Source organism: Streptomyces sp. NPDC046881, assembly GCF_040645015.1.
GTDB lineage: Bacteria > Actinomycetota > Actinomycetes > Streptomycetales > Streptomycetaceae > Streptomyces.
The window spans coordinates 1-21,887 of sequence record NZ_JBEYXJ010000107.1 but is presented as its reverse complement, the minus strand read 5'-3'; the positions used below and the strand labels follow the sequence as shown (position 1 = coordinate 21,887).

The following is a 21,887-nucleotide window of genomic DNA, read 5'->3' as shown; positions in this document are numbered from 1 at the left end:
GGCCCCGTACGCGACGACCGCGCACGGGGCCGACGCCGTCACCGGCCGTGCCCCTGACCTTGCGGCCCCCGGCCCAGCGTTCGACGGGACCCCGGCGGCCACCGTCTGCCGCACGGAAGTGAGCCCCCGTCAGCCCAGCCGCTTGGTCAGGGTGTACTCGGTGACGCCGGGCGGGTAGTCCGGGATCACCCCCACCACCTCGTAGCCCTGCTTCCGGTAGAACTCCGGGGCCTGGAAGTCCCAGGTCTCCAGGCGGGAGGCGGTGCAGCCGCGGGCGGTGGCGATGCGCTCGGCCTCGCCGAGGAGGCGCGAGCCGAGGCCCGTGCCGCGGTGGCGGGGGTCGATCCACAGGTAGGTGACGTGCAGCCAGGTCGTCCAGGTGTGGCCGACCAGACCGCCCGCCAGGCCGTCGGCGGTGTCCAGCGCCCAGACGTGCAGGGGAACTTCGCGTTCACCGGGCGTGCCGCGCAGTGCGGCGAGCACCGGGGACGCCGCCGTGTTGGTGTCCCGCAGCCGCGAACGGAGCAGATCCCGTCGGGCTTTGTCGACTTCCGCCTCAATACGAAACATGCGGCACACCATAAACGCGCCGGACGGCCAGTTCTGCAAATCCGCTTCCGCTGCGTGCTCCCATCCGTACTCTGAGGAACAGCACCGGTGGGGGCCGGTGCCGCTCAGGGGGCGAGACAGGCGGGTACGGCACCCGCGGTGGGGGTAGCAGTGTCCGCAACGGCGGCGGCCGTGCGGCGCGCGTCCCTGTCCGCGGGTGCCGTACCCGCGCGGGTCGTCGTTCTCCGGATCCATTTCCGGGCGTTTTCCGGGCGTTTTTTCTGGGCCTGCCTGTTCCGGAGCTTTCCGGACCTTGGTATCCCCTGCTCCACGCGGAGCCTGGGGAAGGGGGTTTCGTGGTTCGTATCCGAGTCCTGGTCGTGGACGACCACCGCATCTTCGCCGAGTCGCTCGCCGCGGCCCTGGCCGCCGAGCCCGACGTCGACGTCTCCGCCGCGGGCAGCGGCCCGGCCGCGCTGCGCTGCCTGGAGCGTGCCGCCGCGGAGGGCCGTCGCTACGACGTGCTCCTGGTCGACGCCGACCTGGGCGGCAACCTGCCCGGCGTCCGCCCCGCCGTACCGGTGCAGGAGGGCGACGAGGAGGGGCTGGTCGACGGGATTTCCCTCGTCACCGGGGTCCGCGCCGCCCAGCCCGCCGTACGGCTCGTCGTCCTCGCCGAGAAGGACGACCCGCGCCGCGCGGCCCTCGCGCTGCAGGCCGGAGCGTGCGGCTGGGTCGCCAAGGACTGCTCGCTGTCCCGGCTGCTGACGGTGATCCGGGGGGTGCTGCGCGACGAGACCCACCTGCCGCCCGCGCTGCTCACCGGCGTGCTGAAGGAACTGACGGCGGCGCGCAGGCACCGCACCGAGAGCGAGCGGCTGGTGGAGTCCCTCACCCCGAGGGAGCGGGAGGTGCTGCGCTGCATGGTCGCCGGGCTCGGCCGCAAGGCCGTCGCCGAGCGGCTGTTCCTGTCCCCGCACACCGTGCGCACCCACATGCAGAACGTCCTCGGCAAACTCGGCGTCCACTCGACGCTGGCCGCCGTCGCACTGGCCCGGCGGGCCGGGGTGGGCCCGGTGGACCTAGCCGGGGATGTTGTCGAACGGGGCGGTCAGCTGGCGTAGCAGGCCGGCCAGCTCGGCGCGCTGGGCGCGGGACAGCTCGCCCAGGATGGCCCGCTCCTGCTCCAGCAGGCCGGCCAGCGCCTGGTCCGCCCGGTCCCGGCCCTCGTCGGTCAGCCGGACCAGCACACCGCGCCGGTCGCTCGGGTCGGGCAGCCGCTCCACCAGGCCCTTCTTGGCCAGCCGGTCGATGCGGTTGGTCATCGTGCCCGAGGTGACCAGGGTCTGGGTCAGCAGTTGGCCGGGGGAGAGCTGGTACGGCGTGCCCGCGCGCCGCAGCGCGGTCAGCACATCGAACTCCCAGGGCTCCAGCTGGTGCTCGGAGAAGGCGAGCCGGCGGGCGCGGTCCAGGTGCCGGGCGAGTCGGCTCACCCGGCTGAGCACTTCCAGCGGTTCCACGTCGAGGTCCGGACGCTCCCGGCGCCACGCTGCGACCAGCCGATCGACCTCGTCCTCCATGGAGATCAGTGTAGTGGTTGTGTCGACATGAAGTCTCTTGATGTCGAGTCTCTTGACGTCGAGAGAAACCTTGGGGAAAGTGAGGGCATGACGACGCCCACCTGGGACCCCGCCCAGTACCTCCGCCACGCCGGCCACCGGGCCCGCCCCTTCGTCGACCTCCTCGCCCGCGTCCCCGGGCTGCCCGGCGACCGGCCCCGCATCGCCGACCTCGGCTGCGGCCCCGGCAACGTCACCGCCCTGCTCGCCGACCGCTGGCCCACCGCCCGCATCACCGGCTACGACAACTCGCCCGAGATGCTCGACAGGGCCCACGTCGACCACGAGGGACCCACGGCCGGCGGCGGCAGCCTCGACTTCGCCCCCGCCGACGTCCGCACCTGGACGCCCGCCGAGCCGTACGACCTGATCGTCTCCAACGCCACCCTGCAGTGGGTGCCGGGCCACGCCGACCGCTTCCCCGACTGGATCGCCGGCCTGCGCCCCGGCGGCGCCCTCGCCTTCCAGGTACCGGACAACATCGACGCCCCGCTGCACGCCCTCCTGCGCGACCTCGCCGGCACCCCCCGCTGGCGCGACCGCCTCGCCGGCGTCCTGCGCCGCACGGACTCCGTGCACACCCCCGGCACCTACCTGGACCGCCTCGCCCGCCTGGGCTGCACGGCCGACGTGTGGCAGACGACGTACTTCCACGTCCTCCAGGGTGAGGACCCCGTCCTCGACTGGGTGAAGGGCACCGGCCTGCGCCCCGCCCTGACCGCGCTCGCCGACGACCCCGGCGAACGGGACGCGTTCCTCACCGCATACCGCGACCTGCTCCGCGAGGCCTACCCGCGCGCACCGTACGGCACGGTCCTGCCGTTCCGCAGGCTGTTCGCCGTGGCGGTGAAGGAGTCCTGAGCGTGCTCGTCGCCCTCGACCATGTCCAGCTCGCCGCCCCCGCCGGATCCGAGGACCGGCTGCGCGCCTACTACACCGGTGTCCTCGGCATGACCGAGATCCCCAAGCCGCCGGCGCTCGCCGCACGCGGCGGCTGCTGGTTCGAGGCCGGCTTCGTCCAGCTCCACCTGGGGATCCAACGCGACTTCCGGCCCGCGAAGAAGGCCCACCCCGGGCTGCGGGTGCGGGACATCGAGGCCTACGCCGCCCGGCTCACCGCGCTCGGTGCGCCCGTCACCTGGGACGACGCCCTTCCCGGCCACCGGCGCTTCTACTCCGAGGACCCCGTCGGCAACCGACTGGAGTTCCTGGAACCGGCCTCCTAGGACGCTCAGCTCTTGCGGTGCCCTATCAGCCGCGGCTTCGGCTCCAGACCGTCCAGGCCGTGCCACGCCAGGTTCACCAGGTGGGCCGCCACCTCCGCCTTCTTCGGGCGGCGCACGTCCAGCCACCACTGGCCGGTCAGGGCGACCATGCCGACCAGCGCCTGGGCGTAGAGCGGGGCCAGCTTCGGGTCGAAGCCGCGGCTCTTGAACTCGCGGCCCAGGATGTCCTCGACCTGCGTGGCGATGTCCGAGATCAGCGAGGCGAAGGACCCCGTGGACTGCGGGATGGGGGAGTCACGGACCAGGATCCGGAAGCCGTCCGTGTACTCCTCGATGTAGTCCAGCAGCGCGAACGCCGCCTGTTCGCACAGTTCGCGGGGGTGGCCGGCGGTCAGCGAACCGGTCACCATGTCCAGCAGGCGCCGCATCTCGCGGTCGACCACCACCGCGTACAGCCCCTCCTTGCCGCCGAAGTGCTCGTACACCACCGGCTTGGACACCCCGGCCTTCGCCGCGATCTCCTCCACCGAAGTGCCCTCGAAGCCCTTCGCCGCGAAGAGGGTGCGACCGATCTCCAGCAACTGCTGGCGGCGCTCGGCACCGGTCATACGGGTCCGGCGGGTCCGCCGCTGCTTGTCGTTGCCTGGATTGCTGCTGGGATCGGTCGCCACGGCGTCAATCATGCCGCCTCGGCAGGCTCCTTCCGGCGCCGGGAACCGCCTTCCGCGGTGTTACGGCGCGAATCGATACGCGAGCGTGACGGCCAGCGCACGTCGTACGCCCAGCCGAGCAGCTCGAACCAGCGGATGAACCGGGCGGAGGAGTCGATCTGTCCGCGCATCACACCGTGCCGCGCCGAGGTCGGGTCGGCGTGGTGCAGGTTGTGCCAGGACTCCCCGCAGGACAGGACCGCCAGCCACCACACGTTGCCCGAGCGGTCCCGCGACTTGAACGGCCGCTTGCCCACCGCGTGACAGATCGAGTTGATCGACCACGTCACGTGGTGCAGCAGCGCCACCCGGACGAGTGAGCCCCAGAAGAACGCGGTGAACGCGCCCCACCAGGACATCGTCACCAGACCGCCGATCAGCGGCGGCAGCCCCAGCGACAGGGCCGTCCACAGGACGAACTGGCGGGAGATCGCCCGGATCGTCCTGTCCTTGACCAGGTCCGGCGCGTACTTCTCCTGCGGGGTCTGCTCCTCGTCGAACATCCAGCCGATGTGGGCCCACCACAGACCCTTCATCAGCGCCGGAAGCGTCTCACCGAACCGCCACGGGGAATGCGGGTCGCCCTCGGCGTCGGAGAACTTGTGGTGCTTGCGGTGGTCGGCAACCCAGCGCACCAACGGGCCCTCGACCGCCATCGAACCCATGATCGCCAGCGCGATCCTGAGCGGCCGCCTGGCCTTGAACGAGCCGTGCGTGAAGTACCGGTGGAAACCGATGGTGATGCCGTGGCACCCGAGGAAGTAGAAGAAGACCAGCAGGCCCAGATCGAGCCAGCTCACCCCCCAGCCCCAGGCCAGCGGCACGGCCGCCACGAGTGCCACGAAGGGCACGACGATGAACAGGAGCAACGTGATCTGTTCGATCGAACGCTTCTGCTCGCCGCCCAGAGTGGCGGAGGGAGGGGGTGTGTCGGTGGCCTTACGGGCTTCTTCGATCACATCGGAACTTGAGGTCATGCGCGTCCCCTGTGGGGTCGAGGGTCGAGACAGATGCCGGGCCGCCGGGACCGAGCGGGACTCGACGGTCCTTCCCTACGGTTCCGTAACCTACGGCGACGTAAGTATGGCAGCGAGATGTGCGGCGGCAAGAGCCCCAGACCCTGCGCGTCCACATGGCCACCTATCCTTGGACTCGGTCGGACAGCGCGGTCCGCTGAAGTTTCCTTCCCGGACGCACCGGCCCGTATGCGGCGCCCCGCCGCCTGGCAGCCGGCCGGGTTCCCCTCCCAGACGAGCTTCAACACTGCAAGGAGCCGCACCTGTGAGCAGTGCCGACGACCAGACCACCACGACCGGCAGCGAGCTGCGCGCCGACATCCGCCGGCTGGGCGATCTCCTGGGGGAGACCCTCGTCCGGCAAGAAGGGCCCGAGCTTCTCGAACTGGTCGAGAAGGTTCGCCGCCTCACGCGCGAGGACGGCGAGGCCGCCGCCGAGCTGCTGCGCGGCACCGAACTGGAGACCGCGGCCAAGCTGGTCCGCGCCTTCTCCACCTACTTCCACCTTGCCAACATCACCGAACAGGTGCACCGTGGCCGCGAGCTGCGCGCCCGGCGCGCCGCCGAGGGCGGCCTGCTCTCCCGCACCGCCGACCGGCTCAAGGACGCCGACCCCGAGCACCTGCGGCAGACCGTCCGGAACCTCAACGTCCGCCCGGTCTTCACCGCACACCCCACCGAGGCCGCCCGCCGGTCCGTCCTCAACAAGCTCCGGCGCATCGCCGCGCTCCTGGACACCCCCGTCCTCGAATCCGACCGCCGCCGCCACGACGTCCGCCTCGCCGAGAACATCGACCTCGTCTGGCAGACCGACGAGCTGCGCGTCGTACGGCCCGAACCCGCCGACGAGGCCCGCAACGCCATCTACTACCTGGACGAACTGCACGCCGAAGCGGTCGGCGACGTCCTGGAGGACCTGACGGCGGAACTGGAGCGCGTCGGCATCGAGCTGCCCGACGAGACCCGCCCGCTGACCTTCGGCACCTGGATCGGCGGCGACCGCGACGGCAACCCCAACGTCACCCCCCAGGTGACCTGGGACGTCCTCATCCTCCAGCACGAGCACGGCATCAACGACGCCCTGGAGATGATCGACGAGCTGCGCGGACTGCTCTCCAACTCCATCCGCTACGCCGGAGCCACCGAGGAACTGCTCGACTCCCTCAAGGCCGACCTGGAGCTGCTCCCCGAGATCAGCCCCCGCTACAAGCGCCTCAACGCCGAGGAGCCCTACCGGCTCAAGGCCACCTGCATCCGGCAGAAGCTGGAGAACACCAAGCAGCGCCTCGCCAAGGGCACCCCCCACGAGGAGGGCCGCGACTACCTCGGCACCGGCGAACTCCTCGCCGACCTCCGGATCGTCCAGACCTCCCTGCGCGAGCACCGCGGCGGCCTGTTCGCCGACGGCCGCCTCGCCCGCACCATCCGCACCCTGGCCGCCTTCGGCCTCCAGCTCGCCACCATGGACGTCCGCGAACACGCCGACGCCCACCACCACGCCCTCGGCCAGCTCTTCGACCGCCTCGGCGAGGAGTCCTGGCGCTACGCCGACATGCCCCGCGAGTACCGGGCCAAGCTCCTCGCCAAGGAACTGCGCTCCAGAAGGCCCCTCGCACCCACCCCGGCCCCCGTCGACGCGGCCGGGGAGAAGACCCTCGGCGTCTTCCAGACCGTCAGGAAGGCCCTGGAGGTCTTCGGCCCCGAGGTCATCGAGTCCTACATCATCTCCATGTGCCAGGGCGCCGACGACGTCTTCGCCGCCGCCGTCCTCGCCCGCGAGGCCGGCCTCCTCGACCTGCACGCCGGCTGGGCCAAGATCGGCATCGTCCCCCTCCTGGAGACCACGGACGAGCTGAAGGCCGCCGACACCATCCTGGAGGACATGCTCTCCGACCCGTCCTACCGGCGCCTGGTCGCGCTGCGCGGCGACGTCCAGGAGGTCATGCTCGGCTACTCCGACTCCTCCAAGTTCGGCGGCATCACCACCAGCCAGTGGGAGATCCACCGCGCCCAGCGCCGGCTGCGCGACGTCGCCCACCGCTACGGCGTCCGGCTGCGCCTCTTCCACGGCCGCGGCGGCACCGTCGGCCGCGGCGGCGGCCCCTCCCACGACGCCATCCTCGCCCAGCCCTGGGGCACCCTGGAGGGCGAGATCAAGGTCACCGAGCAGGGCGAGGTCATCTCCGACAAGTACCTCATCCCCTCCCTCGCCCGGGAGAACCTGGAGCTGACCGTCGCGGCCACCCTCCAGGCCTCCGCCCTGCACACCGCACCCCGCCAGTCCGACGAGGCCCTCGCCCGCTGGGACGCGGCCATGGACGTCGTCTCCGACGCCGCCCACGCCGCCTACCGCCGCCTGGTCGAGGACCCGGACCTGCCGACGTACTTCCTCGCGTCGACGCCGGTGGACCAGCTCGCCGACCTGCACCTGGGCTCCCGGCCCTCCCGCCGCCCCGGCTCCGGCGTCTCGCTCGACGGCCTGCGGGCCATCCCGTGGGTGTTCGGCTGGACCCAGTCCCGGCAGATCGTCCCCGGCTGGTTCGGCGTCGGCTCCGGCCTGAAGGCCCTGCGCGAGGCCGGCCTGGACACCGTGCTCGACGAGATGCACCAGCAGTGGCACTTCTTCCGCAACTTCATCTCCAACGTCGAGATGACCCTCGCGAAGACCGACCTGCGCATCGCCCAGCACTACGTCGACACCCTCGTCCCCGACGACCTCAAGCACGTCTTCGACACCATCAAGGCCGAACACGAGCTGACCGTCCGCGAGGTCCTGCGCGTCACCGGCGAGAACGAACTCCTCGACGCCCAGCCGGTCCTCAAGCAGACCTTCGCCATCCGCGACGCCTACCTAGACCCGATCTCCTACCTCCAGGTCGCCCTGCTCAAGCGGCAGCGCGACGCCGCGGCGGCCGGCGTCAGCCCCGACCCGCTGCTCTCCCGCGCCCTGCTCCTCACCGTCAACGGTGTGGCGGCGGGCCTGCGCAACACCGGCTGACCCGCCGGAACGAACGGTGCCCCCGAGGTCGTACGACCCCGGGGGCACCGTCCGTCCCACCTCACTGCAACGCCACGAACACCGCCGTCAGCAGCCCCGCACCGGCGAGCCCCAGCACCCACGCCGGCCGCACCAGCCGCATCCCGCCCGCGACCACCACCGCGGCCAGCAGCAGCGCCCCGCCCAACGGCACCCACGCGTACAGGATCCCCGCCGGACCGGACCGCACCGCCTCCCCGCTGCCGGGCTTGAGGACCACGTCGTACGTCGTCCCCGAACGCACCGCGACGGACTGCTCGATCTCCACCCGCGCACGGGCACCTGCCCCCGCCGACGCCGGCGTGAACGCACCGGTGCACACATCCTCCGCGCACCGCGTCACCCGGACCGTGCCCCGCTCACGCCCCTTGGTCAGCATCACGTGCTGCGCGGTCCCCCAGGAACCCCACACACCGGCGAACAGGATCAACGCGGCGAGCGCACCCATCGCCGCGACCCGCCCGAGCCGCAACGCGGACACGGACGCCTGACGAGGAGTACGGGCTGTGGCAGGCATGGCCGGGATCATTGGCCATACCCCTACGACCGGTCAACTCGCCCGAGCGACCTGGGCGGACAAGTCGGCAGTTGTACGACACCGGCACACCCTCAGGAGTTGTACGCGCTCTGCGCCCGCTCCAGCCCCTCCGTCACCAGCGCCTCCACCGCGTCCGCCGCCCGGTCCACGAACCAGTCCAGCTCCTTGCGCTCCGCCGAGGAGAAGTCCTTCAGCACGAAGTCCGCCACCTGCATCCGGCCCGGCGGCCGGCCGATCCCGCACCGCACCCGGTGGTAGTCCGGCCCCATCGCCTTCGTCATCGACTTCAGACCGTTGTGCCCGTTGTCACCACCGCCCAGCTTCAGCCGCAGCGTGCCGTAGTCGATGTCCAGCTCGTCATGGACCGCCACGATGTTGCCCACCGGCACCTTGTAGAAGTCCCTGAGCGCGTTCACCGGACCACCGGACAGGTTCATGTACGACATCGGCTTCGCCAGGACCACCCGGCGGCTGCCCGGCCCCGCCGGACCGATCCGCCCCTCCAGCACCTGCGCCTGCGCCTTGCCCGCCCGCTTGAACTTCCCCCCGATCCGCTCCGCGAGCAGGTCGGCCACCATGAAACCGACGTTGTGCCGGTTCATGGCGTACTCCGGCCCGGGGTTGCCGAGCCCGACGATCAGCCAGGGATCACTGGCGGGGGTGGTCACGTCCATGTCTCCTTGATACGCGCCAGCCGCCGCCCCCCGCGAGGGAAGCAGCGGCTGATCAGCTGATGACGACGGCGAGGATCAGGCCTCGGCGGCCTCTTCGCCCTCGGCGGCCTCGCCCTCGGTCTCCTCGGCCTGCGCGGCCAGGACCTGCAGGACGACCGTGTCCTCGTCGACGGCCAGCGTCGTGCCGGACGGGAGGGTGATGTCCTTGGCGAGGATGGAGGCACCGGCCTCCAGGCCCTCGACGGAGACGGTGACCGACTCGGGGATGTGCGTGGCCTCGGTCTCGACCGGCAGCGCGTCCAGGACGTGCTCCAGCAGGTTGCCGCCCGGGGCCAGCTCGCCCTCGGTGTGCACCGGGATGTCGACGTTGACCTTCTCGCCGCGCTTGACCAGCTGGAGGTCGACGTGCTCCAGGAAGCCCTTCAGCGGGTCGCGCTGCACGGCCTTCGGGATCGCCAGCTCGTTGGTCTTGCCGTCGATGTCCAGCGAGATCAGGACGTTCGGCGTACGCAGCGCCAGCAGCAGGTCGTGGCCCGGCAGGGACAGGTGCAGCGGGTCGGAGCCGTGGCCGTACAGAACGACCGGCACCTTGTTGTCACGGCGGATACGGCGCGCGGCACCCTTGCCGAACTCGGTGCGCGTCTCGGCGCTGAGCTTCACCTCGGACATGTGGATCACTCCTCGTAGGAACTCGGAACGGACGTGGTCACCCGGCCACGAACGGCCTGCTACGAAGAGCGCGTCGATAACGGACCGCCGTACACGAGTACGGCCTCCCTCGCCGAGCAACTGCAGCAGTCTACTCGGAGGGGGAGGCCGTACCCAAAACGATCACCTCAGGGGTGCAGCAGGTGATGCAGCAGGTGATGCAGCAAGGAGGTGCAGAAACCTCACTGCTCGTCGAAGAGGCTGGTCACCGAACCATCCTCGAACACCTCACGCACCGCACTCGCGATCGTCGGAGCGATCGACAGCACCGTGATCTTGTCCAGATCCCGGCCCAGCTCCGCCGGCGTCGGCAGCGTGTTCGTGAACACGAACTCACTCACCCGCGAGTTCTTCAGCCGATCGGCGGCCGGACCCGACAGCACACCGTGCGTCGCCGTCACGATGACGTCCTCCGCACCGTGCGCGAACAACGCGTCCGCAGCCGCACAGATCGTGCCACCCGTGTCGATCATGTCGTCCACCAGGACACACACGCGACCCTTGACCTCACCCACGACCTCGTGGACCGTCACCTGGTTCGCCACGTCCTTGTCACGCCGCTTGTGCACGATCGCCAGCGGCGCACCGAGCCGGTCGCACCACCGGTCCGCCACCCGCACCCGGCCCGCGTCCGGCGACACCACCGTCAGCTTCTCCCGGTCCACCTTCTTGCCCACGTAGTCCGCCAGCAGCGGCAGCGCGAACAGGTGGTCCACCGGCCCGTCGAAGAAACCCTGGATCTGGTCCGTGTGCAGATCCACGGTCAGGATCCGGTCCGCACCCGCCGTCTTCATCAGATCCGCGATCAGACGCGCCGAAATCGGTTCACGACCCCGGTGCTTCTTGTCCTGCCGCGCGTAACCGTAGAACGGCACGATCACCGTGATGGAACGAGCCGACGCACGCTTCAGCGCGTCGATCATGATCAGCTGCTCCATGATCCACTTGTTGATCGGAGCCGTGTGGCTCTGGATCAGGAAGCAGTCCGCACCACGAGCCGACTCCTGGTAACGGACATAGATCTCACCGTTGGCGAAGTCGAAGGCCTTCGTCGGGACGACCCCGACACCCAGCTGCTGGGCGACCTCCTCGGCAAGCTCGGGGTGGGCGCGGCCGGAGAAGAACATCATCTTCTTCTCGCCGGTCGTCTTGATCCCGGTCACAGCACAGTCTCCTCAGAGGTTGTCTCAGCCAGCCGGCTGCTCGGCGACCTCTCGGCTGGGCATGAGAGGCCGAATCAGCTGGTAAGGGTGCGGGTGCACACGTGCGGATGTGCACTTATCACGGTACGCCGTGTTTGGCGCACCCGTTTCCGGTCAGTCCTCGCTCTCACCCTGCCGGGACGCCGCCTCGGCCGCCTTCGCCGCCGCGCTCCCCGGACGCTTCCGAGCCACCCAACCCTCGATATTCCGCTGCTGACCACGGGCCACGGCCAGCGAACCAGGCGGCACATCCTTCGTGATCACCGACCCGGCGGCGGTGTAGGCACCGTCCCCGACCGTGACAGGAGCCACAAACATGTTGTCCGAACCGGTCCGGCAATGCGACCCGATCGTCGTGTGGTGCTTGTCCTGACCGTCGTAGTTCACGAACACACTCGCCGCGCCGATGTTCGAGTACTCACCGATCGTCGCGTCCCCGACATACGACAGGTGCGGCACCTTCGTACCCTCCCCGATCGAGGAGTTCTTCGTCTCCACGTACGTGCCGATCTTCCCCTTGGCACCGAGACGCGTCCCGGGCCGCAGATACGCGTACGGTCCCACGCTCGCCCGCTCGCCCACCACAGCCCCGTCGGCCACCGTGTTGTCCACCCGCGCCCCCGGACCCACCTTCGTGTCCTTCAGCCGGCAGTTCGGCCCCACCTCGGCACCCTCACCCAGATGCGTCGACCCCGTCAGCTGCGTCCCCGGATGCACCACGGCGTCCCGCTCGAACGTCACCGACACATCCACCCACGTCGTCGCCGGATCCACGACCGTCACACCGTCGAGCATCGCCCGCGTCAGCAACCGGTCGTTCAGCGTGCGCCGGGCCTCCGCCAACTGCACCCGGTTGTTGATCCCCGCGATCTCCCGGTGATCACCGGCCACCGAGGCCCCCACCCGGTGCCCGGCCTCCCGCAGGATCCCCAGCACGTCCGTGAGGTACTCCTCACCCTGGCTGTTGTCCGTCCGCACCTTCTTCAGCGCGTCCGCCAGCAACCGCCCGTCGAAGGCGAAGACCCCACTGTTGATCTCCCGGATCGCCCGCTGCGCCTCGGTCGCGTCCTTGTGCTCCACGATCGCGGTGACGGCACCCGTCGCCTCGTCCCGCACGATCCGGCCGTAACCGGTCGCGTCCGGCACCTCGGCGGTGAGCACGGTCACGGCGTTGCCGTCCGCACTGTGCGTCCCGGCGAGCCGCTTGAGCGTGTCGCCGGTGAGCAGCGGGGTGTCCCCGCACACCACCACGACGGTCCCCTCGACGGACCCGCCCAGCTCCTCCAGACCCATCCGTACGGCGTGCCCGGTCCCGTTCTGCTCCGCCTGCACGGCGGTCCTGGTGGCCGGGTCGATCTCGGCGAGGTGGGCACCGACCTGCTCACGGGCGTGGCCGACCACGACGACCAGGTGCTGCGGGTCCAACTCACGGGCGGCGGCCAGCACATGGCCGACGAGGGAACGGCCGCAGATCTGGTGCAGGACCTTCGGTGTGGCCGACTTCATACGGGTGCCCTCACCCGCTGCGAGAACGACGACGGCGGCCGGGCGGATGGCGCTCACGGGGTTGCCCTTCGGCTTTGGATGGGTGGGGGTGACAGCCGCAGGATACCGGGGCGCTTTGGGGCGGACATGAGAGCGGGTCCTGACGGTGGTGTTACCGGTCAGGACCCGAACCTGGGTTTTGTGTGCTGTGAGCTCCCGGAGAAGGATTCGAACCCTCATTCAACGGACCAAAACCGTTTGTCCTACCCTTAGACGATCCGGGATGGTTTATGTGCTATGTCCGATTTCATTGATCGGCTTCGCGCACGGCCTCCACTATGCCGTACCAAGAGCCTTCGATGCGACGGTACAAGTCGGCGCCCTTCAGGACTTTGATCACGAGGCAGCCGCGGTAGTCGTCACCGGTGTTCTTGCGCACCGTCTTCGGGTTGTGCTTCTTGAGCGTCGTCTTGTTGAACACCGAGGCGTCGGCGCCGACCAGGTCGGCCCAGTAGCGCTCGGCTCCGTCCACGTCGGCGTTCTCGTGGATCATCACGGTGAACCGCAGACGCTCCCGCTCCACTTGAAGCAGGTCGAGCCACGCCAGGAACACCTCGATCATGCCAGGGTCGCTGTTGACGAAGGTGACGCTCTCCCGGCGGTCGTACGGCTTGTCCTTGCCGCCCTCGGCCCAGTAAAGGCCCACGCCCACCAGGAAGAGCTCGCGCGTCGAGAGCCGGCCGATGGACCGCTTGGCCTCTCCCTTCGTCCGTCGCCGCTCCTCGTCCCGGATGCGCAGCTTCGCCTCCCAGCCCTTGCGGGCGACGGCTGCCGCTTCCTCGGGGGTTCGTCGGCGCTCCGGCTTCGGCAGATCCCGCACCCACAGCGACACGGAACTGCGCGAGCACCCCAGTTCCGCCTCGATCTGGTCATAGGTCCAGCCCTGGAGGCGTAGCTCCCGGGCCCTCTCTCGGAGGTCGTCCTTGGCCCTCGGGCGCTTCGTCCACTCCGGTGGCGGTTCGCCCTTCACCAGTTGGTTGAGGAGGTCGTTGTTGTAGATCTTCAGTTCGTCGCGGATCTGCCGGAGGCTGTGGCCGGCTCGGCGGAGGGTGATCGCCTGTTCGCGGAGGGTCTCGAAGTCGGCGTACTTGCCTGGTGAATGTGCCATACGCATACCGTCCGGACGGAATGTTGGATTCCGGAGTGGAACGGGGGAGGTTCACCAGTTCGAGGGATAGCGGGTGGTTTCGAGGGTGTTCGGTTACGAGGTGTGACGCGCGGTGGTGGGCGAAAGTCACCGGAAAAGCCGTACCCGTCGCCCGTAGGCTGGAGGCATGACCACGACGGGGGAAGACCACGGGAGGGCGTTGACCGGCCCTTGGTGGTGGGTGAGGCGGCGCAGTGCGGTGTTCGACGGGAGCCTCGCGCTGGTGTCGGCCGTGGAGTGCGCGGCGGAGGGGGTTCCGTTCGCCCGGGAGGCGGGGATCCCGGTGTCGGTCGGGATCGTGTTCGGTCTGGTCGCCGGTTCGGTGCTGTTGGTGCGCCGGAAGTGGCCGATCGCCGTGGTGCTGGTGGCGATCGCGATCACGCCGGCCGAGATGGGCTTCCTGTTGGGGGTCGTCGGTCTGTACACGCTGGCGGCGTGTGAGCTGCCGCGGCGGGTGATCGGGGCGTTGTCGGGGATGTCGCTGCTGGGCACGGCGGTGGTGACGTTCGTGCGGGTGCGTCAGGACATGGCGCGTGGTGATCTGACGCTGGGTGACTGGTTCGTGCCGTTCGCGGCGGTGACGACGGCGCTGGGGCTGACGGCTCCGCCGGTGTTGCTGGGCCTGTACGTGGGGGCGCGGCGGCGGTTGATGGAGAGCCTGCGGGAGCGGGCGGACAGTCTGGAGCGGGAGCTGCAGTTGCTCGCGGAGCGGGCGGAGGAGCGGGCCGAGTGGGCGCGTAACGAGGAGCGGACGCGGATCGCGCGGGAGATGCACGACGTGGTGGCGCATCGGGTGAGTCTGATGGTGGTGCACGCGGCGGCGTTGCAGGCGGTGGCGCGGAAGGATCCCGAGAAGGCGGTGCGGAACGCGGCCCTGGTGGGGGACATGGGCCGGCAGGCGCTGACGGAGCTGCGGGAGATGCTCGGGGTGTTGCGGGCGGGGGAGGACGCGGGTCGGCGGACTGCTTCGGGGCCGTTGGCGGCGGCCGGGGAGGCGGCTGTCGCGGCGGCGTCGCGGGTGGCCGAGGCGGAGGGGGCGGCGGAGGGTCCCTGTCTGTCGGAGCTGGACGAGTTGATCGGGCAGTCGGTGGCCGCGGGGATGGCGGTGGACGTGTCGGTCGAGGGGGAGGTGCGGTCGTATGCGGCGGAGGTGGAGCAGACGGCGTACCGGGTGGTGCAGGAGGCGTTGACGAACGTCCACAAGCATGCGGCGGGGGCGAAGACGCACGTGCGGTTGGCGCACCGGGTGTCGGAGATCGCGATGCAGGTGGAGAACGGGCCGCCGCCGGAGCCGGCGTCGGCGTCGGCGGCCGGGTTGCCCTCGGGTGGGAACGGTCTGGTGGGGATGCGGGAGCGGGTCCTGGCGCTGGGTGGTGTGTTCGTGTCGGGTCCGACGGATGCCGGGGGGTTTCGGGTGTCGGCGGTGATCCCGGCGGCGTAGGGGGGTGACCTTGGCGTGGCGGGGGCATGGAGGGGGTGGTTCGCCGGGGTTTCGTTGCCGCGTTGGAGGGGGCTGCCGTGGCGTGGGGGGTTCTGCTCGGTGTCTGCTGTGCGGTGACGGGGGTGGCGGCCTGGTTCTTCCGCCGGGCGTACCGGCGCTGTGCGGGCGCGCCGGTGGGTGCGGGCCCGGAGGGTGGGGAGCTGGGTCTGTACGAGGTGGCGTTCCTGTCGGGTGGGGAGGAGGACGTCGCTTTGACGGCGATGGCGTCGATGCTGCTGGGTGGGCGGTTGTCGGTGCGGGGGACGGTGGTCGCGATCACTGATCCGGTGCCGCGGGATGCGGTGGAGGCGGCTGTGGTGGGGGTGCTCGGTGTGCGGCCCCGGGGCCGGGTGTGGCGGCGGATGGACCGGTTGGCGAGGTGTCCGGCGGTCGACGCGGTCGGTGACCGTCTGGCGGAGCGGGGGCTGGTGGACGGCGGTCCGTCGCGGAGGCGGGCGTTCGGTGTGGCCGATGGGTGGTTGTGGGTGGCGCACTGGGTGTCGGGTGCGCTGGGTGTGGCGGCGGTCGCCGTGGCGTCGGCGCAGGACGGGCCGGTGTGGGTGGTCGTGGCGGTCGTGGTGCTGGTGATGGTGGCCGGTGGGCTCGCTCATCGCCACGGGGGTGTGGGGTCGGGGTGGGTCACGGCGGCGGGGCGTGCGGCGCTCGCCGCGCACGCGGTCCGGTGGCCCGATGGGGTGTGGGCGCCGGCGGGGAACGACGGGCTGCGGGGGAGGGACGCCCTGGATCTGGGGAGGGCCGCTCGTGGCTGGTGGTGCCCGAGGCTGGGGCCGCTGTGGGAGGCCACGAGGTGGCCTGACTCCGGTTCCTCCGGTCCGGGTTGGGACGATCCTCCGGGGCTGGGCGGGCTGTAGGTGCGGGGTCAGCCGGCGGTGAGGCGTACGGGTGGGATGCCGGTGATCAGGGTGGCCAGGGCGTGGTCGATGTCGGGGCCGAGGTACCAGTCGCCGGTGTGGTCGATGGTGTAGACGCGGCCTTCGGTGTCGATGGCGAGGAGGGCGGCGGTGTCGGTCTCCTCGCCGAGGGGGCACAGTTCGGTGCCGAGGGCGCGGCCGAGGTCGCCGAGGGTGCGGGCGAGGTGGAGGCCGTGCAGGGGGTCGAGGTGCAGGGTGGCGGGGGCGATCTGGCGGCCGGGGCCGGTGGGGGTGATGGTGAGGCCGCCGAATTCGGCCCAGGCTTCGACGGCGGCGGGGAACACGGTGTGCCGGTGTCCGGCGGGTGAGGTGTGTTCGCGCAGGGCGTCGGCCCAGATCTCGGCCTGTTTTATGTCCCAGCGTCCGGGTTGCCAGCCGGCGGCGCGCAGGGCGGCGTCGACGGGTACGGGGAAGCGCGTGGTCGAGGTGCGGTCGGTGTGCATCTGCCCTTCGTTCGTCGTGCTCGGCGGTGGTTCGGCGGGTGGTGCGGGGGTGGGGGGTCAGTCGTCGGGTGTGGCGGGGTCGACGATGCGGACGCCGAAGTGGGCGCTGAGGGCGGTGCAGGCGCGGCAGGGGGTGGCGAAGCCGCCGTGGAGGGGGTCGCCGTCCTCGCGTATGCGGCGGGCGGTGAGTTTGGCGTTTTTGAGGGCTTTGCGGGCTTCGCTGTTGGTCATGGGTCTGCGGGCGGCGCGTTTGCTGCGGGCGGCGTCGGCGGCGGCGAGGTGCCGGGAGATGAGGATGGTCTCGGCGCAGCGGCCGGTGAAGCGGTCGCGTTGGGTGCTGGTGAGGGTGTCGAGGAAGTCCTGGACGAGGGGGTGGAGGGCGGGGGGTTGGTCGCTGCGGGCGGCGGTGCCGGTGAGGGTGGCGCCGCGGACGGAGAGGGCGGCGGCGACGGTGGGCAGGATGCCGTCGCGGCGGTGGCGGAGGGCGGGGGCGGGGGGTGTGTCGGTGCCGCTCCAGCCGATGCGAGGGTCGCCGGCCCGCACGTCGGTACCTCCGGTCTGCAAGGCGTTCATGGTCGTTCTTCCCTCCCCGGGCATGCCCCCGAAGGACACAGGGTGCCAAATGCCGTGGCTGGTGCGGAAGCTGGGGCGGGTGTGAGACGCCTGTGCGGGGGCGTGCCGTGACGGTGGGGTGACGGCTGGTCACGGGGGTGGTGGTGGGGCGGCCGGTGGGGATGTGGCGGGCCGGTGACCGGGGTTCGTGTACGGCATAGGCTGTCGGCATCCGCGATCGACACCGCCGTTCAGGCCAGAGACAACGCCGCAGGGGGCAACCGCCATGACGACAGGTCGGCTCGGGCTGGGTGAACCGCCCAGCGGCCACGCCGGGGGACGGGCCGCGCCGCCGAACGCGGCCTACGCCGGGCAGGTCGTGCACTTCCCGGATCCGGTCCGGGCGGCACGTCACCCGAGAGGGGTACGGGTCGATGAGCATGGTCATCCGGATTTCTCGCCGTACGCGCGCGTGGCGGTGGAGATCGCCGAGCCGCCGGAGGGTTTCGGTGTCGACGAGTTGCGGCTGACGGACTACGTGTCGGCGAACGCGGCGCTGGCGGCGACGGGGCACGAGTGGTGGGACACGCTGCCGAAGGTGGCGACGCCGCACGGCTGGACGTGGCATCACGCGGCGGGCACGCGGCGGCTGGAGTTGATTCCGGTCGAGGTGAAGGCGTTGCTGCGGCACCACGGTGGGGTGGCGACGGCGCCGGTGGACCACGGCAAGCGGGGGACGCGGCCGTTGCAGGAGTCGCGGCCGGCGCACTTCGGGCTGCCGAAGTCGGGTGTGGCGGTGACGGAGGCGCAGGTGCAGGGGGTCGAGGAGGATCTCGGGTACCGGCTGCCGGGTGCGTTCCGTTCGTTCCTTAAGGCGGCGGGTGGCTGTGCGCCGGTGGGTACGGCGCTGGACGCCGAGTTGGGGCTGCTGCTGGACCAGCCGTTCTTCACGGTGCGGGACGAGGCCGCGGTCAACGACCTGGTGTACGTGAACAAGTGTCTACGGGACCATCTGACGAAGGATTACCTCGGGGTGTCCTTCGTGCAGGGCGGGCTGCTCGCGGTCAAGGTGCGGGGTGAGCGGACCGGTTCCGTGTGGTTCTGCGCGTACGACGATGTGCGGGACGTGGATCCGTCGTGGTCGCCGGCGGAGCGGGTGGAGCGTCTGCTGCTGCCGTGCGGGGACGACTTCGACGTGTTCCTGTCCCGGCTGGCGGGCAGTCCGCCGGAGTTGGAGACGGTGGCCCATCTGATGGTGGACGGCGGTTTCGCCCGTGTCGTCCCGGTGTCTTCCGGCTCGGCGTCTTCCGGCCCGGTGGGGGAGTGAGCTGCGAGCGATGGTGACGTACGCGCAGGCGCAGGAGCGCGCCGAGGAGTGGATCAACGGCGATGTGCCCGCGTACCAGCACCGTGAGGTGCGGGTGCGGGAGTTCGAGCTGGGGTTCGTGGTGTGGGGCGAGGACCGGGCGGAGGGCCCGCGTTCGGACGCGGGTGGCCAGCGGCTGGTCATCGCCCGGGACAGCGGGGAGGCCACGCTGTGGCCGGCGTTGCCGGTGGGCGAGGTGATCCGCCGGTACGAGGAGGAGTACGGCCGTGCGCAGGAGCCGCAGGACGCGGTGTCGGCGCCCGCGGCCGCGCGCTTGGATCTGAACCAGACGTCGTTCCTGCTGACTCCTCCGGAGTGGTTGCAGGAGGCGGCGGACAAGCTGGGTGTGGGGGAACGGCGGCCGGACCCGGTGGCCGGCGAGGGGCCCGCTTCCCCCGGTGGGGGCGGGCCGGCCGAGACGCAGGCCGGGGTGCCCGCGGAGGCGTCCGCGGGGGCGTCCGCCGTGGCGGACGTGCCTGAGGGGGCCACGCCGTGGGCCGGTACCGACACGAACGCGGAAACCGGCGACGAGGACCGTTCCGTGCCGCTGCCGGCGACGGTGTTCGCGCCGCCGCTGGGCGACTCGGACGACGCGGCGCCGCGCCCGCAGGCGGTGGCGCCGGACGCGCCGACGGCGCTGATGTCGGGCGGCAGCCAGTTGCCGCCGACGGCGGTCGTACCGGCGCTCGATGTGCCGGGCGCCGGCCAGGGCGGTACGCCCCCGCAGCCGCCGGCTGCCCCGGGCACCCCGCCGCAGGGCGTGCCGCCGTACCCGCCGGCCGGCACCCCGTCGTACGGCTACCCGCAGGGTGCTCCCGGGTACGGCTATCCGCAGGCGCCCGGCGGTGCGCCGCAGCCTCCGGCGGGGCCGGGTGCGCCCGGGCGGCGGCTCGCGCCGAACGCCGGGGACATCGCGGACGCGGCGACGAGCAAGGCCGCGCCGCCGCCGAAGAAGGCGCGTGGCGGAGTGGGCGCGCCGCCTCCACCGCCGGGCGCTCCCGGTGCGCCGGGGACGCGCCCGGGGACCGCGACGCCGCCGCCCGCGGGCGGGTACGTGCCGACGCAACTCGTCTCGGCCCTGGGCCCGGAGGGCCCCGAGGGCCAGGGCGGCCCGGAGGGACCGCAGGCACCGGGCCACGTGCACCACGCGGCCACGGTGCTGGCCGACCCGAGCCAACTGGGCGGCCCTGCCCCCCAGGGCCCGGCCGCTCCCGGCACACCGAACACCTCGGGCGCCTTCGCGTCACCGGCCGGACAGGGCACGCCGACGGCGCCGGGCGCGCCGCAGCCTCCGGGGGCTCCGGGTGCTCCGGGGATGCCGGGTGCTTCCGGTACGCCGCACCCGGCGCCGGGTGCGCCGCAGCCGCCGGGTGCTCCGGGTGCCCCGGGTGCTCATGGGATGCCGGGTGGGCCGGGTACGCCGCCTCCGGCGCCGGGTGCGCCGCTGCCTCCCGGTGCTCCGGGTGCGGCGGGTGGTCCGGGTATGCCCAACGCCTCGGGTGCCTTTGCGGCGCCGGGTGCTCCGCAGCCGCCGGGTGCTCCGGGGATGCCGGGTGCTTCCGGTACGCCGGGTACGCCGCCCCCGGCTCCGGGTGCGCCGTTGCCCCCGGGTGCTCCCGGTGCTCCAGGTGCCCCGGGTATGCCCAACCCGCCCGGCGCTCCCGCGGCCCCGGGCATGCCCCCCGCGCCGGGTGTGACGCAGCCTCAGGGCGGCACGCCGGGTGCGGCCGGTGCTCCGGGTGCCCCCGCGGCCCCGGGCGGCCCGGGCATGCCGCCGGTGCCTGGTGCGCCGCAGCCTCCGGGTGCCCCCGGTGCGTCGCAGGCGTCCGGTGGTCCGGTGCCCCCGCACGTCCCCGGTGTTCCGGCCGGTCCGGGGGCGCCGCAGCCTCCCGGTGGCGTGCACCATGCCGAGACCGTGCTGGCCGCTCCTCCGGTGGGCGGGCCGGGCGCGCCTCTGCCGCCGCCCGCACCCGGCACGCTCGGGGCGCCCGGTGTGCCGCCGGCGGGGGCGTACGGGTATCCGCAGCAGGGCCAGCCGACGGTCGGGCCGGGGTATCAGGCCGTGCTGCGTTACCGCGCGCAGGACGGGTCCGAGCAGCAGGTGATCCGGCGTTCGGCGCCGGGCACCCCGCACCCGGAGTGGCAGATCTTCCACGAGCTGCGGGCCATGAACGTGCCGCCGGACCAGGTGCTGGAGCTGCACACGGAGCTGGAGTCGTGCGCGCTGCCGGGTGCCTACTGCGCGCGGATGATCCGCGAGCAGTGGCCGCAGGCGCGGATCGCGTCCATCGCGCCGTACGGCACGGACCACGCGAGCCGGCAGCAGGGCATGCAGCAGTTGCTGGCGCACCAGGGCGAGCTGCACCAGGTGGCGGACGGTCCCGCGCGGCCGGCGCCGGTGCGGGCGCCGCTGCCGCCGGTGCAGGCCGCGCCGCCGGTGCCGCCGGAGGGCATCGCGCAGGAGCTGGCCGCGGCGTTCGGCCCGGGCGTGTTCCGGTTCGAGCAGCAGGCGGTGTCCCGGCAGGGCGTGCCGCCGATCGTGGCGCACACCCTGGTCCTGGCTGGGCTGCCGGTGGACATGGGCCCGTTCTTCTGGGCGCAGGCGCAGCCGGGCCGCCCGGTGCCGACGCTCGCGGAGCTGGCGGCGGAGCGCGGGGTGCAGCCGGCGGCGGACGCGGGGTCGTACCTCGTGATGGGCAGCGACTTCGGCAAGGCGATCTGTGTGCAGTACGGCACGGCGAACATCGTGGCCGTGCCGGTGGAGGCCGGGCCGGGCGGTGCGCCGGTGCCGCCGCAGTTCGTGAACACCGGGCTGCCGGAGTTCGCGCGGTGCCTGGCGCTGCTGGGCCGGATGTGGCGGCTGAGGTACGGGCTGAACCAGGAGCAGGCGGGCCGCTGGACCGTCGACTTCCAGGCGCAGCTGGCCGCCCTGGACCCGGCGGCGCTCGGTTCGCCGGAGAGCTGGTGGTCGGTGCTGCTGGAGCAGATGTGGGACGGGCTGTTGTAGCCCGCTGGGTGCCCGCCGGTCGGGTGTGACTCCTTCGGGCCCTTCACGCGCGCGCGTGAAGGGCCCGACGCGGGGTGGGGGTAGGCGGGTGGTGTCTGCGGTGTGTGGCGTTATTTAAGGTTAAATAGCAATATTG

20 protein-coding genes and 1 tRNA gene are annotated in these 21,887 nt (G+C 71.8%); 8 read left to right on the top strand and 13 right to left on the bottom strand.

All coding sequences use genetic code 11. The annotated features are described in order from the left end of the window. Nucleotides 1-129: 129 nt before the first annotated feature. Nucleotides 130-570 (bottom strand): N-acetyltransferase, encoded by a 441-nt coding sequence (locus ABZ923_RS33745; RefSeq protein ID WP_361479606.1) that lies wholly within the window; start codon nucleotides 568-570, stop codon nucleotides 130-132. Between the two features lie 335 nt (nucleotides 571-905). Here ABZ923_RS33745 and ABZ923_RS33740 point away from each other — a divergent pair, with 335 nt between their 5' ends. Then, complete coding sequence (locus tag ABZ923_RS33740) at nucleotides 906-1,673, top strand: response regulator transcription factor (protein WP_361479603.1); 768 nt, start codon at nucleotides 906-908, stop codon at nucleotides 1,671-1,673. Here the strand turns inward: ABZ923_RS33740 and tamR are convergent. Further along, a complete protein-coding gene (gene tamR, locus ABZ923_RS33735; RefSeq protein ID WP_189294766.1) occupies nucleotides 1,632-2,129 on the bottom strand; it encodes a MarR family transcriptional regulator TamR in 498 nt (165 codons plus the stop codon). The two genes, ABZ923_RS33740 and tamR, sit on opposite strands and share 42 nt — an antisense overlap. Before the next feature lie 87 nt (nucleotides 2,130-2,216). Between tamR and ABZ923_RS33730 the strand changes: the two genes are divergently transcribed. Further along, nucleotides 2,217-3,029 (top strand): trans-aconitate 2-methyltransferase, encoded by an 813-nt coding sequence (locus tag ABZ923_RS33730; protein ID WP_361479600.1) that lies wholly within the window; start codon nucleotides 2,217-2,219, stop codon nucleotides 3,027-3,029. Between the two features lie 2 nt (nucleotides 3,030-3,031). Next, complete coding sequence (locus tag ABZ923_RS33725; protein WP_361479597.1) at nucleotides 3,032-3,394, top strand: VOC family protein; 363 nt, start codon at nucleotides 3,032-3,034, stop codon at nucleotides 3,392-3,394. A 5-nt stretch (nucleotides 3,395-3,399) separates the two neighbouring features. Here the strand turns inward: ABZ923_RS33725 and ABZ923_RS33720 are convergent, their stop codons facing one another. Together ABZ923_RS33720 and ABZ923_RS33715 are read right to left on the bottom strand one after the other, a co-directional pair. Further along, nucleotides 3,400-4,077, bottom strand: coding sequence for a TetR/AcrR family transcriptional regulator (locus ABZ923_RS33720; protein WP_361479594.1), 678 nt, complete (start codon nucleotides 4,075-4,077; stop codon nucleotides 3,400-3,402). Further along, on the bottom strand, nucleotides 4,074-5,081 hold the full coding sequence (locus ABZ923_RS33715; protein ID WP_361479591.1) for a fatty acid desaturase: 1,008 nt from the start codon (nucleotides 5,079-5,081) through the stop codon (nucleotides 4,074-4,076). Before ABZ923_RS33715 ends, ABZ923_RS33720 begins: the two co-directional genes overlap by 4 nt. A 304-nt stretch (nucleotides 5,082-5,385) precedes the next feature. Here ABZ923_RS33715 and ppc point away from each other — a divergent pair, with 304 nt between their 5' ends. Beyond that, complete coding sequence (gene ppc / locus ABZ923_RS33710) at nucleotides 5,386-8,118, top strand: phosphoenolpyruvate carboxylase (protein ID WP_361479588.1); 2,733 nt, start codon at nucleotides 5,386-5,388, stop codon at nucleotides 8,116-8,118. Between the two features lie 61 nt (nucleotides 8,119-8,179). Here the strand turns inward: ppc and ABZ923_RS33705 are convergent, their stop codons facing one another. The 7 genes from ABZ923_RS33705 to ABZ923_RS33675 all read right to left on the bottom strand — a co-directional run bounded on the left by ABZ923_RS33705 (nucleotide 8,180) and on the right by ABZ923_RS33675 (nucleotide 13,932). Then, nucleotides 8,180-8,686, bottom strand: a complete 507-nt coding sequence (locus ABZ923_RS33705; RefSeq protein WP_361479585.1) for a hypothetical protein — start codon at nucleotides 8,684-8,686, stop codon at nucleotides 8,180-8,182. An 80-nt stretch (nucleotides 8,687-8,766) separates the two neighbouring features. Beyond that, nucleotides 8,767-9,369, bottom strand: a complete 603-nt coding sequence (gene pth, locus ABZ923_RS33700; RefSeq protein WP_361479582.1) for an aminoacyl-tRNA hydrolase — start codon at nucleotides 9,367-9,369, stop codon at nucleotides 8,767-8,769. A gap of 75 nt (nucleotides 9,370-9,444) precedes the next feature. Then, nucleotides 9,445-10,038 (bottom strand): 50S ribosomal protein L25/general stress protein Ctc, encoded by a 594-nt coding sequence (locus ABZ923_RS33695; protein ID WP_361479580.1) that lies wholly within the window; start codon nucleotides 10,036-10,038, stop codon nucleotides 9,445-9,447. A gap of 221 nt (nucleotides 10,039-10,259) precedes the next feature. Next, on the bottom strand, nucleotides 10,260-11,240 hold the full coding sequence (locus ABZ923_RS33690) for a ribose-phosphate diphosphokinase (protein ID WP_361479577.1): 981 nt from the start codon (nucleotides 11,238-11,240) through the stop codon (nucleotides 10,260-10,262). A gap of 153 nt (nucleotides 11,241-11,393) precedes the next feature. Beyond that, nucleotides 11,394-12,842 carry a bifunctional UDP-N-acetylglucosamine diphosphorylase/glucosamine-1-phosphate N-acetyltransferase GlmU gene (gene glmU / locus ABZ923_RS33685; protein WP_361479574.1) on the bottom strand — a complete coding sequence of 483 codons (1,449 nt, stop codon included), beginning with the start codon at nucleotides 12,840-12,842 and terminating at the stop codon, nucleotides 11,394-11,396. Between the two features lie 135 nt (nucleotides 12,843-12,977). Then, nucleotides 12,978-13,048, bottom strand: a tRNA-Gln gene (locus tag ABZ923_RS33680). A 23-nt stretch (nucleotides 13,049-13,071) separates the two neighbouring features. Next, entirely contained in the window at nucleotides 13,072-13,932 is an 861-nt protein-coding gene (locus tag ABZ923_RS33675) for a hypothetical protein (RefSeq protein ID WP_361479571.1), read from the bottom strand. A 166-nt stretch (nucleotides 13,933-14,098) separates the two neighbouring features. Between ABZ923_RS33675 and ABZ923_RS33670 the strand changes: the two genes are divergently transcribed. After that, complete coding sequence (locus ABZ923_RS33670) at nucleotides 14,099-15,412, top strand: histidine kinase (RefSeq protein WP_361479568.1); 1,314 nt, start codon at nucleotides 14,099-14,101, stop codon at nucleotides 15,410-15,412. Nucleotides 15,413-15,534: 122 nt separating this feature from the next. Continuing rightward, nucleotides 15,535-16,323 carry a TIGR04222 domain-containing membrane protein gene (locus tag ABZ923_RS33665; protein WP_361479565.1) on the top strand — a complete coding sequence of 263 codons (789 nt, stop codon included), beginning with the start codon at nucleotides 15,535-15,537 and terminating at the stop codon, nucleotides 16,321-16,323. Between the two features lie 8 nt (nucleotides 16,324-16,331). Here the strand turns inward: ABZ923_RS33665 and ABZ923_RS33660 are convergent, their stop codons facing one another. After that, complete coding sequence (locus ABZ923_RS33660) at nucleotides 16,332-16,826, bottom strand: SUKH-3 domain-containing protein (RefSeq protein WP_361479562.1); 495 nt, start codon at nucleotides 16,824-16,826, stop codon at nucleotides 16,332-16,334. Nucleotides 16,827-16,883: 57 nt separating this feature from the next. Then, on the bottom strand, nucleotides 16,884-17,399 hold the full coding sequence (locus tag ABZ923_RS33655; protein WP_361479559.1) for a YwqJ-related putative deaminase: 516 nt from the start codon (nucleotides 17,397-17,399) through the stop codon (nucleotides 16,884-16,886). Nucleotides 17,400-17,664: 265 nt separating this feature from the next. On the opposite strand from ABZ923_RS33655, the gene ABZ923_RS33650 reads away from it, so the two are divergent. Further along, nucleotides 17,665-18,705: an SMI1/KNR4 family protein gene (locus ABZ923_RS33650; RefSeq protein ID WP_361479556.1), complete on the top strand. Its 1,041-nt coding sequence runs from the start codon at nucleotides 17,665-17,667 to the stop codon at nucleotides 18,703-18,705. Between the two features lie 10 nt (nucleotides 18,706-18,715). After that, nucleotides 18,716-21,751 (top strand): SUKH-4 family immunity protein, encoded by a 3,036-nt coding sequence (locus tag ABZ923_RS33645; RefSeq protein ID WP_361479553.1) that lies wholly within the window; start codon nucleotides 18,716-18,718, stop codon nucleotides 21,749-21,751. Nucleotides 21,752-21,887 lie beyond the last annotated feature (136 nt).

What these genes read in the sequence shown, in the direction of transcription:
- ABZ923_RS33745 (WP_361479606.1), bottom strand. Translation starts at nt 570, where the DNA reads ATGTTTCGTATTGAGGCGGAAGTCGACAAAGCCCGACGGGATCTGCTC.
- tamR (WP_189294766.1), bottom strand. Translation starts at nt 2,129, where the DNA reads ATGGAGGACGAGGTCGATCGGCTGGTCGCAGCGTGGCGCCGGGAGCGT.
- ABZ923_RS33730 (WP_361479600.1), top strand. Translation starts at nt 2,217, where the DNA reads ATGACGACGCCCACCTGGGACCCCGCCCAGTACCTCCGCCACGCCGGC.
- ABZ923_RS33720 (WP_361479594.1), bottom strand. Translation starts at nt 4,077, where the DNA reads ATGATTGACGCCGTGGCGACCGATCCCAGCAGCAATCCAGGCAACGAC.
- ABZ923_RS33715 (WP_361479591.1), bottom strand. Translation starts at nt 5,081, where the DNA reads ATGACCTCAAGTTCCGATGTGATCGAAGAAGCCCGTAAGGCCACCGAC.
- ABZ923_RS33705 (WP_361479585.1), bottom strand. Translation starts at nt 8,686, where the DNA reads ATGATCCCGGCCATGCCTGCCACAGCCCGTACTCCTCGTCAGGCGTCC.
- pth (WP_361479582.1), bottom strand. Translation starts at nt 9,369, where the DNA reads ATGGACGTGACCACCCCCGCCAGTGATCCCTGGCTGATCGTCGGGCTC.
- ABZ923_RS33695 (WP_361479580.1), bottom strand. Translation starts at nt 10,038, where the DNA reads ATGTCCGAGGTGAAGCTCAGCGCCGAGACGCGCACCGAGTTCGGCAAG.
- ABZ923_RS33675 (WP_361479571.1), bottom strand. Translation starts at nt 13,932, where the DNA reads ATGGCACATTCACCAGGCAAGTACGCCGACTTCGAGACCCTCCGCGAA.
- ABZ923_RS33670 (WP_361479568.1), top strand. Translation starts at nt 14,099, where the DNA reads ATGACCACGACGGGGGAAGACCACGGGAGGGCGTTGACCGGCCCTTGG.
- ABZ923_RS33660 (WP_361479562.1), bottom strand. Translation starts at nt 16,826, where the DNA reads ATGCACACCGACCGCACCTCGACCACGCGCTTCCCCGTACCCGTCGAC.
- ABZ923_RS33655 (WP_361479559.1), bottom strand. Translation starts at nt 17,399, where the DNA reads ATGAACGCCTTGCAGACCGGAGGTACCGACGTGCGGGCCGGCGACCCT.
- ABZ923_RS33650 (WP_361479556.1), top strand. Translation starts at nt 17,665, where the DNA reads ATGACGACAGGTCGGCTCGGGCTGGGTGAACCGCCCAGCGGCCACGCC.
- ABZ923_RS33645 (WP_361479553.1), top strand. Translation starts at nt 18,716, where the DNA reads ATGGTGACGTACGCGCAGGCGCAGGAGCGCGCCGAGGAGTGGATCAAC.